Annotated in this window: 16 protein-coding genes; 13 read left to right on the top strand and 3 right to left on the bottom strand. The window is 59.1% G+C overall.

The window, feature by feature from the left end:
- From rplR to rplQ, 10 genes are all read left to right on the top strand, one after another.
- Entirely contained in the window at positions 1 to 363 is a 363-nt protein-coding gene (rplR, locus tag D1222_RS00470; protein WP_119377950.1) for a 50S ribosomal protein L18, read from the top strand.
- 9 nt (positions 364 to 372) lie between these two features.
- Positions 373 to 960: a 30S ribosomal protein S5 gene (gene rpsE / locus D1222_RS00465; protein WP_119452289.1), complete on the top strand. Its 588-nt coding sequence runs from the start codon at positions 373 to 375 to the stop codon at positions 958 to 960.
- A gap of 20 nt (positions 961 to 980) precedes the next feature.
- Positions 981 to 1,175, top strand: coding sequence for a 50S ribosomal protein L30 (gene rpmD / locus D1222_RS00460; protein WP_119452307.1), 195 nt, complete (start codon positions 981 to 983; stop codon positions 1,173 to 1,175).
- Between the two features lie 44 nt (positions 1,176 to 1,219).
- Positions 1,220 to 1,699 carry a 50S ribosomal protein L15 gene (gene rplO / locus D1222_RS00455; protein ID WP_119452288.1) on the top strand — a complete coding sequence of 160 codons (480 nt, stop codon included), beginning with the start codon at positions 1,220 to 1,222 and terminating at the stop codon, positions 1,697 to 1,699.
- Positions 1,700 to 1,785: 86 nt separating this feature from the next.
- Positions 1,786 to 3,159, top strand: coding sequence for a preprotein translocase subunit SecY (gene secY, locus D1222_RS00450; protein ID WP_182481818.1), 1,374 nt, complete (start codon positions 1,786 to 1,788; stop codon positions 3,157 to 3,159).
- Positions 3,156 to 3,725: an adenylate kinase gene (locus D1222_RS00445; protein WP_119452286.1), complete on the top strand. Its 570-nt coding sequence runs from the start codon at positions 3,156 to 3,158 to the stop codon at positions 3,723 to 3,725. The genes secY and D1222_RS00445 overlap by 4 nt, the downstream gene beginning before the upstream one ends.
- Positions 3,726 to 3,863: 138 nt before the next feature.
- Complete coding sequence (gene rpsM, locus D1222_RS00440; RefSeq protein WP_119452285.1) at positions 3,864 to 4,232, top strand: 30S ribosomal protein S13; 369 nt, start codon at positions 3,864 to 3,866, stop codon at positions 4,230 to 4,232.
- A 12-nt stretch (positions 4,233 to 4,244) separates the two neighbouring features.
- Entirely contained in the window at positions 4,245 to 4,634 is a 390-nt protein-coding gene (gene rpsK, locus D1222_RS00435; protein WP_084394315.1) for a 30S ribosomal protein S11, read from the top strand.
- 62 nt (positions 4,635 to 4,696) lie between these two features.
- Positions 4,697 to 5,716: a DNA-directed RNA polymerase subunit alpha gene (locus D1222_RS00430; RefSeq protein ID WP_119452306.1), complete on the top strand. Its 1,020-nt coding sequence runs from the start codon at positions 4,697 to 4,699 to the stop codon at positions 5,714 to 5,716.
- A 36-nt stretch (positions 5,717 to 5,752) separates the two neighbouring features.
- A complete protein-coding gene (gene rplQ, locus D1222_RS00425; RefSeq protein WP_119377943.1) occupies positions 5,753 to 6,181 on the top strand; it encodes a 50S ribosomal protein L17 in 429 nt (142 codons plus the stop codon).
- Positions 6,182 to 6,261: 80 nt separating this feature from the next.
- Here rplQ and D1222_RS00420 read toward each other — a convergent pair whose 3' ends face one another.
- Positions 6,262 to 7,470, bottom strand: a complete 1,209-nt coding sequence (locus tag D1222_RS00420; RefSeq protein WP_119452284.1) for an acyl-CoA dehydrogenase family protein — start codon at positions 7,468 to 7,470, stop codon at positions 6,262 to 6,264.
- Between the two features lie 69 nt (positions 7,471 to 7,539).
- Positions 7,540 to 8,268, bottom strand: coding sequence for an alpha/beta fold hydrolase (locus D1222_RS00415; RefSeq protein ID WP_119452283.1), 729 nt, complete (start codon positions 8,266 to 8,268; stop codon positions 7,540 to 7,542).
- Between the two features lie 192 nt (positions 8,269 to 8,460).
- Here D1222_RS00415 and D1222_RS00410 point away from each other — a divergent pair, with 192 nt between their 5' ends.
- The 3 genes from D1222_RS00410 (at position 8,461) to D1222_RS00400 (ending at position 14,631) form a co-directional block, all read left to right on the top strand.
- A complete protein-coding gene (locus D1222_RS00410; protein ID WP_119452282.1) occupies positions 8,461 to 11,625 on the top strand; it encodes a TonB-dependent receptor domain-containing protein in 3,165 nt (1,054 codons plus the stop codon).
- A 74-nt stretch (positions 11,626 to 11,699) separates the two neighbouring features.
- Complete coding sequence (locus tag D1222_RS00405; RefSeq protein WP_119452281.1) at positions 11,700 to 13,532, top strand: tetratricopeptide repeat-containing sulfotransferase family protein; 1,833 nt, start codon at positions 11,700 to 11,702, stop codon at positions 13,530 to 13,532.
- A gap of 103 nt (positions 13,533 to 13,635) precedes the next feature.
- Entirely contained in the window at positions 13,636 to 14,631 is a 996-nt protein-coding gene (locus D1222_RS00400; RefSeq protein WP_119452280.1) for an NAD(P)H-dependent flavin oxidoreductase, read from the top strand.
- Between the two features lie 69 nt (positions 14,632 to 14,700).
- Here the strand turns inward: D1222_RS00400 and rnhA are convergent, their stop codons facing one another.
- Positions 14,701 to 15,153 (bottom strand): ribonuclease HI, encoded by a 453-nt coding sequence (gene rnhA / locus D1222_RS00395; protein ID WP_119452279.1) that lies wholly within the window; start codon positions 15,151 to 15,153, stop codon positions 14,701 to 14,703.
- Between the last annotated feature and the right edge of the window lie 424 nt (positions 15,154 to 15,577).

The raw sequence follows: 15,577 nt of genomic DNA, 5'->3' as shown, positions 1-15,577 counted from the left end.
ATGAAGACGACACGCGAAAAGACACTCCGCCGCGCCCAGCGCGTCCGTGCCAAGCTCCGCAAGGTTGCAGAAGGCAAGCCGCGTCTGTCGGTTGCCCGCTCGCACAAGAACATCTCTGCCCAGATCATCGATGATGAAAAGGGTCTGACGGTTGCAGCGGCTTCGACGCTCGAAAAAGACCTGCGTGAGCAGCTCAAGGCTACGAGCGACGTCGCAGCGGCACAGAAAATCGGTGAGCTCATCGCTGAGCGCGCCAAGCAGGCCGGTGTAGAAGACGTCGTCTTCGATCGCGGCGGCTATATGTTCCACGGCCGGGTGAAAGCCCTGGCAGATGCCGCCCGTGAGGGCGGCCTGAAGTTCTAGGAGGCCATTATGGCAGAAGAACGAGGACGCGGCCGCGGACGCGGGCGCAGAGACGACCGCCAGGAAGAGCAGAGCGAGCTCACCGACAAGCTCGTCGGCATCAACCGTGTCGCAAAGACGGTTAAAGGCGGTAAGAATTTCGGCTTCGCAGCCCTGGTTGTCGTTGGCGACCAGAAAGGCCGCGCTGGCTTCGGCAAGGGCAAGGCCCGCGAAGTACCTGAAGCCATCCGTAAGGCAACCGAGGATGCAAAGCGCAACCTCGTTCGCATTCCGCTTCGTGAAGGCCGCACCCTGCACCATGACGGCAAAGGCCGCTGGGGCGCAGGTAAGGTGATCCTTCGTGCAGCCCCTCCAGGTACCGGCGTGATCGCTGGTGGCCCGATGCGCGCTGTCATGGAAGTTCTCGGCATCCAGGACGTGGTTGCCAAGTCGAACGGTTCGTCGAACCCATACAACATGGTTCGCGCGACCTTCCAGGCGCTCAAAGAGCAGGCAAGCCCGCGTTCGGTCGCATCGAAGCGTGGCCTGAAGGTTCAGGACATCGTTGGCCGCCGCACCGATGGTGCGTCTGAAGCCGGCGTTTCCGAGACCGCCTGATTTAGAGAAGGAATCTGATGATGGCCAAGAAACAAGCTGACACGATCAAGGTCCGCCAGACCGGTAGCCCGATCCGCCGCAAGCCAGAGCAGCGCGCAACGCTGATCGGCCTCGGTCTGAACAAGATCGGCCGCGAGCGCGAGCTCGTTAATACCCCGGCTGTCCAGGGCATGATCACCAAGGTGTCACACCTTATTGAAGTCGTAGAAGAGTAGGCGTATAGGGGCGACCCTTTCAAACGCCAGTCAGGAATAGAGCGATGAAACTCAACGAACTCTCTCCAAATGCGGGCTCCACCCACAGCCGCCATCGTGTTGGCCGCGGCGTCGGCTCCGGCAAGGGCAAGACTGGCGGACGTGGTGTCAAAGGTCAGAAGGCACGCTCCGGCGTGGCCCTCAATGGCTTTGAAGGCGGCCAGATGCCGATCTATATGCGTCTGCCAAAGCGCGGCTTCACGGCCCGCAGCTCAAAGACGCATGCCTGGGTCAATCTTGGTCGTCTGACCAAGGCGATCGAAGCCGGCAAGCTGAAAGCCAATGACATTACCGAAGAGACGCTGGTTGCGTCCGGTGTTGTCCGCCGCACGAAGGACGGTGTCCGTCTTCTTGCAAAGGGTGATGCACCCAAGAATGCAAAGATCACGGTGACCGGCGCCAGCAAGGCCGCAATTGAAGCGGTGGAAAAAGCAGGTGGCTCCGTAACGGTAACCGGGGCTGCAGCTGCTGAAAAAGCTGAGTAAGACGGGTCTTTTTCGTCTATACACCTTCACAAACACGATCTCGCCGCCAATGTTGGCGGCGATTTCATTTCGGGTAGGAGGGTCCTTTGGCCACAGCCGCAGAGCAAATGGCGCGCAATATGAACTTCGGTACCTTTGCAAAGGCAAAGGACCTTCAGGCGCGTATCCTGTTCACGCTTTTCATCCTGGTCCTCTATCGCCTCGGCACGTACATTCCGGTGCCGGGCGTCGACCCTTCCCAGTTTGAGCAACTCTTCCAGAGACAGTCGGGCGGCATGCTCGGCTCTCTCAACATGTTTGCCGGTGGTGCTGTTGAGCGGATGAGCGTGTTTGCGCTCAACGTGATGCCCTACATTACCGCGTCCATCATCGTGCAGATGATGACATCGGCCATTCCTTCGCTTGAAAAGCTGAAGAAGGAAGGCGAGGCGGGCCGCAAGCAGATCAACCAGTATACTCGCTATCTGACGGTCGGCTTTGCGTTCTTCCAGGGCTTCGGCATTGCGATGGGCCTTTCCAGCGTTGCCTATGAAGGCATCGCCCAATGGTTCTTCATCCTCACCGCCGTATCGACCTTTGTCGGTGGCACAATGTTCCTGATGTGGATGGGTGAGCAGATCACTGCGCGCGGTATAGGTAACGGTATCTCGCTCATCATCTTCGCGGGCATTATCGCCGAGATGCCAAAGGCAATCTTCAACCTGTTCTCGGGCGGCCGCGAGCAGGGGATCAACGTGGTCTTCGTTCTCGGCATTCTCGTGCTCGTGATCGCGCTCGTCTTGTTCATCGTGTTCATCGAGCGCTCGCAGCGCCGGATCCTGATCCAGTATCCAAAGCGCCAGCAGGGCAACAAGATGAGCCAGGGCCAATCCTCGTTCATGCCGCTGAAGCTCAACACGTCGGGCGTGATTCCGCCGATCTTCGCGATCGCGATCCTGATGCTTCCGATGACGGCTGTTGGTCTCGTAGGCGGCAACACCGGCGTTGGCCCGGATGGTCAGATGGTTGCCGCGGGCGACCCGGGTATCCTGCAATGGCTGGCGATCAACTTCTCGCCAGGCAGCTGGACCTACATCATCACCTATGGCGTGCTCGTCGCATTCTTCTGCTTCTTCTACACGTCCATCATGTTCAATCCGCAGGAGACGGCAGACAATCTGCGCAAGTATGGCGGCTTCGTCCCGGGGATTCGCCCAGGCAAGAACACGGCAGCCTATTTCGACTATGTGCTGACCCGCCTGACCACGATCGGTGCGATCTATCTCGTCTTCGTCTGTCTGCTTCCGGAAGTTCTTCGCCGATATATGCCGGAAATTCCTTTCTACATCGGTGGCACGTCGCTACTGATCGTTGTATCGGTGACGATGGATACAGTGACACAGATACAGTCGCATCTGATCGCGCACCAGTATGAAGGGCTGATCAAGAAATCGCGGCTGGGAGGCAAACGCAGACGATGAATCTCATTCTTTTCGGACCACCCGCTGCGGGCAAGGGTACCCAGGCCAAGCGCCTCGTTGAGGAACATGGCTATGTACAACTTTCCACGGGCGACATGCTTCGCGCCGCACGCGCGTCGGGCTCAGAGCTCGGCAACCGGGTTGCAAAAATCATGGACGAGGGCGGGCTAGTTTCCGATGAGATCGTCATCGACCTGATCGATGATCAGCTGAATCAGAACAAGGGCGCTGCAGGCTTCATCTTTGATGGCTTCCCGCGCACCCTTGGCCAGGCCAAGGCTCTGGACCAGCTGCTTGAGTCGCGTGGCACCAAGCTCGACCGCGTGATCCGTCTCGTGGTTGACGAGGACCAGCTCATGGCCCGCGTGACCAAGCGGTTCGAAGAGCAGGGTCGCAAGGATGACAACCCGGCGACGTTTGCCGCCAGGCTGGAGAAATACAATCAGGATACGGCCCCGCTTCTGCCATTCTATGCAGAGCGCGGAATCCTTCGCGAAGTCGATGGAATGGCCAGTATAGAGACGGTTACGGAAGGCGTTGAAAAGGCGCTGAAAGAGACCGCATAAAGCCGCAATTCCCCAGTTGACGCGGGGAATTGCACGTCTATAACGACGCACTTCGTTAAGAGGTCGGGTTCGCGCGCGCGGAGCGTTGTTTTTCGTTTCGCGCCGGACCCGCTTTCGGCAGTTCAGGAGAGAGGCCCAATGGCCCGTATTGCAGGCGTAAACATTCCGACGAATAAGCGTGTCGAAATCGCGCTTCGTTACATTCACGGCATCGGTCCGGCAAAGGCACGTGAGATCACCGACAAGATCGGTATCGAATCGCATCGCCGTGTCGCTGACCTGACCGACGCAGAAGTCATCCAGATTCGCGAGACGATCGATGCTGATTACCTCGTTGAAGGTGACCTGCGCCGTGAAGTTTCGATGAACATCAAGCGCCTGATGGATCTTGGCTGCTACCGTGGCCTGCGCCACCGCAAACGCCTTCCGGTCCGCGGTCAGCGCACCCATACCAACGCCCGCACCCGTAAGGGCCCGGCAAAGCCGATTGCCGGCAAGAAGAAATAGGACAGGACCGATATGGCTCGTGATACGACCCGCGTTCGCCGCCGCGCCCGTAAGAACATTTCTTCGGGCGTCGTGCATGTGAACTCCAGCTTCAACAACACGATGGTCACCATCAGCGACGCTCAGGGAAACACGATTTCCTGGTCTTCCGCTGGAGCGATGGGCTTCAAGGGTTCACGTAAGTCGACCCCTTATGCTGCTCAGGTTGCCGCTGAAGATGCTGCCAAGAAGGCGCAGGAGCACGGCCTCCAGACTGTTGAAGTCAACGTGCGTGGCCCGGGTTCCGGTCGTGAGAGCGCACTGCGCGCCCTGCAGGCTGCCGGTCTGACCATCACGTCTATCCGCGATACGACCCCAATTCCGCACAATGGCTGCCGCCCGCCAAAACGCCGCCGCGTCTAGGCCCTAGCGACTGTCCTGTAGCAAGACCAAGGAGGCCATGAATGGCCGATACTGCGACCAGTGTGAATGACCGTAACTGGAAAGAACTGATCCGCCCGAACCGCCCGAAGGTTGAGGCAGGCCGCGACCCGCGCCGCCACGCCAAGCTGGTGATCGAGCCACTCGAGCGCGGCTTCGGCACGACGCTTGGCAACGCGCTCCGCCGCGTTCTTCTTTCTTCGCTTCAGGGCGCTGCCATCACCGGCGTCCAGATCGACGGTGTCGTTCATGAGTTCTCGTCCATTCCGGGCGTGCGCGAAGACGTCACGACGATCGTTCTGAACCTCAAGCAAATCGCCATCGACATGGTCTCGGATACGCCGAAGCGCATGATCCTGAAGGCTGATGGCAAGGGGGAAGTGAAAGCCGGCCAGATCGAAACGTCCGGTGACGTGAAGATCCTCAACCCGGATCTCGTCATTTGTACGCTTGACGATGGTGCTTCGGTCCGAATGGAATTCACGGTTGCGACCGGCAAGGGCTATGTGCCTGCCGATCAGAGCCGTCCGGAAGACGCCCCGATCGGTTTTATTCCGGTCGATGCGATCTATTCGCCAGTGCGCCGCGTTGGCTACCAGGTCGAAGACACCCGCGAGGGTACGGTTCTTGACTATGACAAGCTCAGCCTGTCCGTCGAAACCGATGGTTCGATCACGCCGGAAGACGCCGTTGCCTACGCAGCGCGCATTCTTCAGGACCAGCTCCAGCTCTTCATCACCTTCGATGAGCCAGAGACCGAGAGCACATCGTCGAGCGAAGAAACCGACCTTGGTTTCAACCCGGTCCTTCTCAAGAAGGTCGACGAGCTCGAGCTGTCTGTGCGTTCGGCAAACTGCCTGAAGAACGACAACATTGTTTACATTGGCGACCTTATCCAGAAGTCGGAAGCCGAAATGCTTCGCACCCCGAACTTCGGCCGCAAGTCGCTGAACGAAATCAAGGAAGTCCTCGCTGGTATGGGGCTGCATCTTGGCATGGAAGTGCCAGATTGGCCACCAGAAGACATCGAGGCACTTGCCAAGAAATACGACGATCACCTCTAAACGTCCGCCCGGGAGGGCGCGCAGGAGACCAAGCAAATGGCCCACGCAATTGCACACCGCAAGCTGAACCGCACCAGCGCGCATCGTAAGGCGATGTTCGCGAACATGGCGGCTTCGCTGATCCAGCATGAGCAGATTGTGACGACGCTCCCGAAGGCAAAGGAGCTGAAGCCGATCATGGACAAGCTCGTGACGCTTGCCAAGAAAGGCGACCTTGCTTCGCGCCGCCGGGCAATCGCCCAGGTCCGCAGCAAGGACGCCGTGGCAAAGCTCTTCGAAGTTTTCGGTGAGCGCTACAAGGATCGTAATGGCGGTTACACCCGCGTGCTGAAAGCCGGCTTCCGCCATGGCGACAACGCACCGGTTGCTGTGATTGAGCTGGTCGACCGCGACGAGGAAGCCAAGGGCAAGGAAGACCGCGCCCGCCACGAGGCTGAGCTCGAGGCGATGGAAGACTACGAATAGGTCTTTCCATTCCTGCAGAAATTTAAAGCCCCGCTGGTCTATCCGGCGGGGCTTTTCTTTAGCGTTATAAATTGTGCGGGCTAGAGGCCGAGTTGGCCCTTGGAGAGAATGTTGCGCTGGATCTCGTTTGAGCCAGCATAGATCGATCCTGCCCGGTCGTTGAGATACTTCGCTGACACCGTGACGAGGCTCTCCGGCCCCACTAGACCCTGATTGGAAGGCGCGTGGGTCACAACAGGCCCCCCTGTTTCTGTATGTTCTGGCTGGAATGGTTGCGCATGGATGCCTGCGAGGTCGAGGCCGACTTCGGTGAGGCGCTGGCTGAGTTCGGTCCCGCGAACCTTCATCATGGATGCCTTCAGGCCCGGCGTTCCGCCGCCTGCCAGCTCTGCCATCATCATCAGCTCGGCAGCCTCAAGCGTCGACGCATCTATTTCGGCCTGCGTTAGATGTGCATCGAGGTCAGGCGTCATACGGTCCAGCGCGTGGGCGGTGCGGCGTAGCCCCGCAATTCTCTGTAAGAGACGGGGACCATAGGAGGAGCCGCCACGCTCAAATTCCAGCAGATATTTGGCGACAGTCCAGCCCTTGTTGATCTCGCCCACCACATTGGCTTTCGGGACGCGGACCTTGTCGAAGAAGACGGCATTCTGGATGTGCTCGCCCGACAGCATGATGATCGGGTCAACAGTGACGCCGGGCGCGTTCATGTCGATCAGGACGAAGGTGATGCCGGTCTGAGGTTTGCCGGACGCGTCCGTGCGAATGAGGCAGAACATCATGTTCGCTTCATGGGCATGAGTGGTCCAGATTTTCGAACCCGAACAGATGAAGGCGTCGCCATCATCCTCGGCGCTCATTGTGAGCGCGGCGAGGTCGGAGCCGGCATGGGGCTCGGAATAGCCCTGACACCAGAAATCCTCACCTGAGAGGATGCGGGGCAGGTAATGGTTTTTCTGCTCTTTCGAGCCGTGACCGATGAGGGCCGGGCCGCACATGCCAATGCCCATGGGCGACAGCGGCGGCGCACCCGCGCGCGCCATTTCGACGTCAAAGATATAGTGCTGGGCGACGCTCCAGTCGCAGCCGCCATATTCCACCGGCCAGGAAGGAGCAGCCCAGCCTTGCTCAACAAGTATCGCCTGCCATTCGAGAGCGGTTTCCTTGTCGGCATAAACGCTCGTCATGCGCGATGCGTAGCGTCGCAGCTCTGGTGTCAGCTTGTCGACAAGGAAGTCGCGGACCTCCTGACGAAACGCTTCTTCTTCGCGGCTGAATGTAAGCTGCATCTGAGCCTCCGATGGTGGACGAACTCCATCATCGCAAGCCCACTCCCGCGTGCAAGCCGTGACCGCGCGTCAGCTTTTCCAGTGCGCTTGGAGGAGCGCTGCAAACTCTGGCGCCTTCTCAACGACCGACCAGTGACCCGTACTGGCGTTCCGGTGCAGCGGCGTGTTGGTTTCGGCGCAGAAGCGTTCTGCCGCCTCGACAGGCACGAACGGATCGTCATCACCCCAGAAGACGAGTCCTCTGCCGGGAAGTTTGTGCAGATCGCCTGTCCACTCCTCAGCGATGTTCTTGGCCGAGCGGTAGAGCTGCAGGATGGCTTTCCTCATATGTGGCGACCAGTGATCAGCCTCATGACGGGCGAGGGCCTCTGGCATACCGGCTGAGGCAAGCGAGCGCGCGAGCCTGTCTTTACCCGTAAGCGCCATGAACATCTCGCCCAGCAGCGGCGTCTGCCAGATCCGGGCGGTCTGGTGCCATTTGTAGCTACGCTCTGGCAGGGCGTTAGCGACGGCCCAGCTGCGAACGAGGTCCGGGCGAAGCGATGCGGCCCGGACGACGAGCAGTGCCCCCCAGTCATGCCCAACCAAATTCACTGGCTCACCAGCTGCTTCGATCTGGGAGATGAGCCAGTCGACATAGGCTTCCTTGGTGCAGTCAAAGCCAGGCGGCACCGGCGACATGAACCCGGGAAGGGCAGGGGCCGACAAGTCCGCCGAGATGTCACTGCCAAGTGCATCAATCAGCGGCTGCCACATCGCCGGCGTGTCCGGCACGCCGTGCACGAGAATCGTCTTCATTTGCAGTCTTCCCCTTCCACCAGGCCCGTATCTCTCACCAATACCGCCGAGGACCCCTGTCCACAATAAAGGCGGAAATGACCGAATTCTGGACACTTCGTCTTTTCGGTCTCGAAATCGTGCGGTTTCATTGACGGAATTTAATATTGCCGAGCATCGTTCGCTCATCTCGTGAGTGTGAGGAGAGAGAGTATGAGCCTTGTTCGTCAAAGAACAGAAGCAGGTTTCCAGCGTCTGTTGCTGTCTGGAGTCGCAGCGACAACGGTGTTTGCCTTTGCAGGTCCGGCAGCGTTTGCGCAGGATGAAGTCGAGACAATCCCGGAAGTCGAGGAAGAGGCCGCAGTCCAGCAGACGGTAACCGTCACGGGTTCGCGCATTCCGTCTGACCCCAATCTGATTTCGTCGGTTCCGGTTCAGTCGCTTGGGGAAGACGCAATCAAGCTGTCGGGTGAACTGAACCTCGCCGACGTCGTGAATGATATCCCGGCGCTTATTTCATCGACGACGGCAGAACAGTCAGATACCGGCGCCAACGCTTTGAACCTGCGCGGTCTCGGACAGGAGCGGACGCTGACCCTCGTCAATGGACGCCGCCACGTGGCCGGTTTCCGCGGCACGCAGGCTGTCGATGTCGGCACGATCCCGCGTTCACTGGTTGAACGCGTTGAAGTCACGACTGGCGGTGCATCGGCCGTCTATGGTGCCGACGCTGTTACCGGTGTTGTGAACTTCGTTCTCAAGGACGACTTTGAAGGCCTCCAGCTTGATCTCCGCGGCGGTGTGTCCGGCGAAGGCGACGGTGAGAACTTCACCTTTGACCTTCTGGCCGGTCAGAACTTTGACAATGGCAAGGGTAACGTTGTTCTCGCGCTGACCTATGAAGACGATTCGGCCATCACCTATGGCGACCGTGACTGGTCTCGTGACAATGGCATCGCCAGCGTTGAGCCGCGTGCAAACCCGGCGGCTCTGACCGATCCAAATGCGCCACCACGGGCCGTGATCAACAACCCGACCTTCTGGCTGACTTCGCAGGAAGGCTCCATCGCGCCGACTTTCGGCGGCCGCAACACGCTCTATGTCGACATTAACGGCAACGGCACGCCGGACTGTCAGGAATCTGAGGGCGGCCGCGTTGGCTTCCTTGCAGGCTGCTGGCTGACAAACCCTGATGGTTCGATCCGCGTGAACCAGGACGGCATCGTCCTGAACGGTCTCTGGGGCATTGGCGGCGATGGCGGTGCGATCAGCTTCAACCGCGATACGCTTTATCCGGAAACTGACAAGGTCGTTCTGAACCTCAACGCCAATTATGAGCTGGCGCCAACCTTCTCTGTCTTCTTTGAAGGTAAGTATGTGAACGCCGAGTCGACGACGTTCGCAGAGCAGGATACCTTCTACGACACACTATTCATCCAGGCGGACAACCCGTTCATCCCATCGCAGCTCGATCCGGTCGTTGCTGTGACAGGCGGCCTCTTGCTGACGCAGGACCCGCTCGATTTCAGCGATGACAACCCATCGACGTATGAGCGCGAGACGCTTCGCTTCGTCGCGGGCTTTGAATGGGAGCCTGCCGACGGCCACCTGATCGAAGGCTCGATCAATCGCGGCGAGTTCAAGCGCACCGATGAATATACCGGCCTGTATCTAGACCGCGTATTTGCTGCCATCGATGCTGTCGAAGACGGCAATGGCAACATTGTCTGTCGTTCTGACCTCGATCCGAACGCCTTCTACGAAATCGACTATTTCGCAGGCGGCAACGGCTACGCTGACGGCTTCTATTCGTCGAATGCCTATTACTCATTCACTCCGGGCGACGGTTCGTGTGCGCCGCTCAATCCGTTCGGCACCTACTCGACCAGCCAGGCTGCGCGTGACTTCGTGACGTCAAACCTGCGCGATGAGCTGAAACTGGAGCAGACGGTGATCTCGCTGATCGCGACCGGTAACTTCGATGTCATGGACTATGTTCTCGACGGCCCGCTCGGCTATGCTGCTGGTCTCGAATTCCGCGATGAGCGCAGCTCCAGCACGCTGGATCCACTGACGCTCGGCATCCTGCCGCCAACGACGTCCTTCACGCCGGGCGCGCAGGTCAGCCAGATCAGCCCGTGGCTGTTCTCATTCACCAGCATCGACAATACCCAGCAGTTCAATACGGGCGGCGGCTATGACGTCTACGACGCCTTCGCCGAAGTCCGCCTGCCGATCTTCGAAGACCGGCCGTTCGCAAGAGAGCTGACACTGGACGGTGCTGTTCGCCTCGCCAGCTATTCGACGCTGGGTGAAGCGACCACCTGGAAAGTTGGTGGTACGTGGGCGCCGATCGAGGACATCAGCTTCCGCGGCACCGTCTCTGAAGCTGTGCGCGCACCCAACATCTCCGAACTGTTCGATCCGCGTCTTCCGATCACCGTTTCGGCAACCGCCGACCCTTGTGATCCGGGCAATGTCGGCGCTGGTTCCAGCGTACGTCAGGCAAACTGTGTGGCTGACCTTCTCGCCGCCGGCGTCCCACAAAGCCAGATCCTTGATGGATCGGGCAACTATATCTGGGTGAACCCGCTGACGGGACGCTTCTCAGGCGTATCAGGCGGTAATCCGGATCTCGATGTGGAGACGGCCGAAACCTACACGATTGGTGCAGTGTTCCAGCCTCGCTTCCTGCCGGGCTTCTCCATGACAGTGGACTACTGGGATGTGTCGATTGAGGACGCCATCTCGGCTGTGGCGTCTGGCGACATTCTCGATGGCTGTCTCGACTCGACGAACTACCCAGGTCTGGAATTCTGTAGCCTCTACACCCGCCGCGCTGATGGTGGCCTGAACGGTCTTGAAACCGGCCAGATCAACTTCGCAAAGATCGAGGCAAGCGGTGTCGACTTCTCCGCGAACTACACGTTCGATGTAGGAGAGAATACGTTCGGCGCGACCCTGGTTGGCTCCTATCAGGAGAAGCTGGACCGGTACTTCAACCCGCTCGATCCGGAAGAAATCGACCCGGAGATCGAAGAGCTGTTCCTGCCTGAGCTTTCGGGTAATCTGAACCTGACCTGGGCACGCGGTCCACTGGCCGTCGGCTTCCAGACCCAGTATATCAGCCGTCAGGCCGTCGATGAGGTCGAAGACGTGCTTGGGCTCTATGGCAATCAGGCGCTCTACGGCAATGCTGGCTTCTTCGATGAGAGCTACATCTTCGACGTGAACGCATCCTATGAGTTCAGCGACCAGTTCACCTTCTATGGCGGCGTGAACAATATTGCAGACAAGGAGCCATTCTCGACGCAGACGGCATGGCCGGTCGGTCCACGTGGTCGCTTCTTCTTCCTCGGCCTGACCTACACCCACTAGGGCATTAGTCAGACCTGAAGATAAATTGGAATGCGGAGGCGAAAGCCTCCGCATTTCTTGTTATTCGAACTGTCATGCCTGAAACGACTGACGCACTTCTGGAAACTGTCGACCGGCTTGCCGGTGCGGGGCAGGGCGAGGAGGCCATTGTCCAGTTAAAAGCCGCACTAAAGCGAGAGCCGCGGGCCTTTGCACTCTGGCTGCGCCTCTCCAGTCTTCACTACGATGCTGGTGAATATTCCGCTGCTATTGCCGCCATGCGCGAGGCAGAGCGGGCAGATCCGATGCCGGATGGCTTTGCGCGCATACAACAGGCGATCCAGTCGCGTCGCTATGAAGACGCGCGCGCCATGGCAGAGGCTATGCTGGCCGAGGTGCCGGGCCATCCGCGCGCTGTATTCTCCCTGGCCCACCTCGCGCGTGCACGCGGTGATCATGAGGCCGCGGCGACACATTTGTCGATCAGTTTCCAGCACGCGCCGGCAAACCCCGTCCTTCGTGAATTGCACATCAGCGCACTGGAGGATACGGGCAATTATGCAGGGGCTATTGAGGCGGCACACGAACTCGCCCGGCTCGACAACGGATTTGCGGCAGTCCACCGGCTCCTGACGGTGCTTCTGCGCTATGGCCAGAATGAAGAGGCGCTGGAGCTCTGCGAGCGCGCCGAAATGCTCGCAGGAAACGATTCACGAAAGCTGAGTGAAATCAATCTCCTGCGCGGCCAGCTTCACAGGATACTCGGCGACAAGGCAGCGTCCGTTAAGGCGTTTCATGAAAGCCTACGCCTTCACCCCGGTCAGACTGCGGCGTGGTGGGGGCTTGCAGACCTGAAGACCTACAAGTTCACTGATGACGCGCGGGCGGCCATGCGAGACCTCCTCGCCTCGTCCAGCGTAAATCGCCAGCAAAAGGCGCAAGTGGCCTTTGCGCTCGCGCGGGCAAGCGATGTGCCCGGAGATCAGCAACAAGCAATGGAAGCCTATGCCAAGGCAAATGCCTTGCAGCTCGCTTTCGCGCAGAACGAAGGCCGCGCTTTCGGGCTCGGTTTTGACCGCACGGAATTCTCGGACGCCATTGAACGCCTGAAGCGGGGTTTTGATACGGCCGCGCTTGAAACGCAGGCCGATCATTTAGCCACGGGGCCCACGCCGATTTTCATCCTCGGTCTGCCGCGCTCCGGCTCGACGCTGCTCGAGCAGATCCTCGCGAGCCATTCCAATGTCGAGGGGACAATGGAGCTGCCCGTCCTGCCATCGGTTAAGCGACGGGCGCACAAGCTCTGCGCCGAGGCGCTCGGCGGCGATTACCTGAACAAAGTGGGCGAGCTTTCAGCGGACGACCTCGCGGCATTGGGGCAGCAATACGTCGACGACAGCGCGGTCTTCCGAAAAGAGGGCGCTGCCTACGTCACCGACAAGCTGCCCCACAACTTCGAGCATATCGGCCTGATCCACAAAATCCTGCCGCATGCGGTTATCATCGACATCCGGCGCAATCCGCTCGACTGCGGGCTTAGCCTCTACAAACAGTATTTCGCGGCCGGCGTCGGCTATAGCTACGACCTCCGTGACATAGGCGCTTACTATAATGGCTATCTCGACTTGATGGTCCATTGGGACGCGGTGCTCCCCGGCCGGGTGCACCGCGTCATCTATGAAGAGCTGGTCGCCGAACCTGAAAAGGTCATCACCCGCCTGTTGGAGGATATCGGCATAGGCTTTGAGCCAGCCTGTCTTTCTTTCCATGAGAATGAGCGGGCTGTGCGCACCGCCAGCAGTGAGCAGGTCCGCCAGCCGCTCAACAATGATGGCATTGGCCAATGGCGGGCGGTGGAGCACCAGCTCGCGCCGCTGAAGGAAAGTCTGGGTCCGAAGACACTGGCCCGGTTCAGCAGCGTCTTCTGAAGATAATCGCACTCATCAGCGTCTTTCCCCGTCGGCAGGCTTGCCGCGGTCGGTGCTTCTTTGGCAAGTTGCGCCCAACTGATTTTGCCGGAGGATAAATTCAATGAAGACAGCGATCACCGAAATGTTCGGCATCGAACATCCCATCATCCAGGGCGGTATGCACTATGTCGGTTTCGCCGAGATGGCTGCGGCCGTGTCCAATGCCGGCGGCCTCGGCATCATCACGGCGCTGACGCAGAAAACGCCTGCCGATCTCGCCAATGAGATCGCGCGCTGCAAGGACATGACCGACAAGCCGTTCGGCGTGAACCTCACCTTCCTGCCATCGGTGAACCCGCCGGATTATCCTGGCTATATCAAGGCCATCATCGAAGGCGGCGTGAAAGCGGTCGAGACGGCGGGCAACAACCCGGCGCAGGTCCTGCCGATCCTCAAGGACAATGGCATCAAGGTCATCCACAAATGTACCGCTGTTCGCCACGCGCTGAAGGCGCAGTCGATCGGCTGTGACGCTGTCTCCGTTGACGGTTTCGAGTGCGGCGGCCACCCCGGTGAAGACGATGTGCCGAACATGATCCTCCTGCCGCGCGCTGCCGATGAACTGGAGATTCCATTCGTCTCGTCCGGTGGTCAGGCTGACGGCCGCTCACTGGTTGCCTCGCTCGCCATGGGCGCGCAAGGCATGAATATGGGCACTCGCTTCATCGCGACGAAAGAAGCGCCTGTGCATGAGAATGTGAAGCAGGCCATCGTCGCTGCGACCGAGCTCGACACCCGCCTCGTCATGCGCCCTCTGCGTAACACAGAGCGCGTGCTGAACAATGCCGGCGTTGAGCGCCTTCTCGAGAAGGAACAGCGCCTCGGCTCCGACATCAAGTTCGAGGACATCATCGAGGAAGTCGCTGGCGTCTATCCGAAGATCATGAAGGAAGGCGAGATGGATGCTGGCGCCTGGTCATGCGGCATGGTTGCGGGCCTGATCTACGACATCCCAACCTGTAAGGAGCTGATCGACCGGATCATGAAAGAGGCTCACGACATCATCGAGGACCGCCTTCGCGGCTTCCTCGGCACGAAGGCGTCGGCCAACGCCTGATCGAGCTGACAGCTAATAGATGGGAGGCGGTGCCGACAATCGGTGCCGCCTCTTTTTTTGGGGGGAGCCTTAGAGCGCTGAGGCGTCTTTCTTCTGGCGTGCGGCGAGGCGGGCCAGCTCATCGGCGCGTTCATTACCTTCGTCGCCAGCGTGCCCCTTTACCCAGATCCATTCAATGTCGTGAGGCTTGCAGGCTGTCTCAAGAGCCTGCCAGAGGTCCTTGTTCTTGACGGGCTTTTTCGATGCCGTCTTCCAGCCGTTGCGCTTCCAGCCATGGATCCACTTGGTCAGGCCATCTTTCACATAGGTCGAATCAGTGTGCAGGCGGACCTTGGACGGACGCTTCAGCGCGTTGAGCCCTTCGATCGCGGCCATGAGCTCCATCCGGTTATTGGTGGTCTCATATTCGCCGCCCATCAGCTCTTTTTCATGGCCGCCAGATTTGAGCAGTGCGCCCCAGCCGCCGGGGCCGGGATTGCCGCTGCAGGCACCGTCTGTCCAGATTTCAACGAGCTTCGACATCCGGTACGCGGTACCCTCAACGGTTCAGATCCGTCAAGATGAGGCTGCAACCCCATGCAACTCCTTAAATGCAGAACGCCCTATTGCTGCACCGATCCCTTAACTTACAGGGCAATTTAACAACGAGGCGGGACTGATACATTGAATTTCTCGCTGACGCATCGCATCAGCACAATTGATCCTAGATTGAGAGATTCCCGGATCCTCGTTGGGTGTCGGCACGCCGTGTGTATTTCGGCAAATTTCAAGATCATCTAGGTAAGCCTGTTTGCAGTCTTCCACACATTGCTCTCGTGTTTGAAACGACGTTGTTTGCGTAAGCGACCATTGTGTCTGCGCTTGATACAAGTCCATTGGCCAATAATCTCGGTATGTCTCGAAAAAACCTTCTCCGCCAATTCCGTCGGATTCCGAAGGCGGACAC

This window comes from Henriciella algicola, from assembly GCF_003576245.1.
Lineage (GTDB): Bacteria > Pseudomonadota > Alphaproteobacteria > Caulobacterales > Hyphomonadaceae > Henriciella > Henriciella algicola.
The sequence above is the reverse complement of the archived record's forward strand: the minus strand, read 5'-3'. Positions and strand labels throughout refer to the sequence as shown.

Excerpts from the sequence above, each read along its gene's own strand:
- rplR (WP_119377950.1), top strand. The coding sequence starts at position 1 with ATGAAGACGACACGCGAAAAGACACTCCGCCGCGCCCAGCGCGTCCGT.
- rpsE (WP_119452289.1), top strand. The coding sequence starts at position 373 with ATGGCAGAAGAACGAGGACGCGGCCGCGGACGCGGGCGCAGAGACGAC.
- rpmD (WP_119452307.1), top strand. The coding sequence starts at position 981 with ATGGCCAAGAAACAAGCTGACACGATCAAGGTCCGCCAGACCGGTAGC.
- rplO (WP_119452288.1), top strand. The coding sequence starts at position 1,220 with ATGAAACTCAACGAACTCTCTCCAAATGCGGGCTCCACCCACAGCCGC.
- D1222_RS00445 (WP_119452286.1), top strand. The coding sequence starts at position 3,156 with ATGAATCTCATTCTTTTCGGACCACCCGCTGCGGGCAAGGGTACCCAG.
- rpsM (WP_119452285.1), top strand. The coding sequence starts at position 3,864 with ATGGCCCGTATTGCAGGCGTAAACATTCCGACGAATAAGCGTGTCGAA.
- rpsK (WP_084394315.1), top strand. The coding sequence starts at position 4,245 with ATGGCTCGTGATACGACCCGCGTTCGCCGCCGCGCCCGTAAGAACATT.
- rplQ (WP_119377943.1), top strand. The coding sequence starts at position 5,753 with ATGGCCCACGCAATTGCACACCGCAAGCTGAACCGCACCAGCGCGCAT.
- D1222_RS00420 (WP_119452284.1), bottom strand. The coding sequence starts at position 7,470 with ATGCAGCTTACATTCAGCCGCGAAGAAGAAGCGTTTCGTCAGGAGGTC.
- D1222_RS00415 (WP_119452283.1), bottom strand. The coding sequence starts at position 8,268 with ATGAAGACGATTCTCGTGCACGGCGTGCCGGACACGCCGGCGATGTGG.
- D1222_RS00410 (WP_119452282.1), top strand. The coding sequence starts at position 8,461 with ATGAGCCTTGTTCGTCAAAGAACAGAAGCAGGTTTCCAGCGTCTGTTG.
- D1222_RS00405 (WP_119452281.1), top strand. The coding sequence starts at position 11,700 with ATGCCTGAAACGACTGACGCACTTCTGGAAACTGTCGACCGGCTTGCC.
- D1222_RS00400 (WP_119452280.1), top strand. The coding sequence starts at position 13,636 with ATGAAGACAGCGATCACCGAAATGTTCGGCATCGAACATCCCATCATC.
- rnhA (WP_119452279.1), bottom strand. The coding sequence starts at position 15,153 with ATGTCGAAGCTCGTTGAAATCTGGACAGACGGTGCCTGCAGCGGCAAT.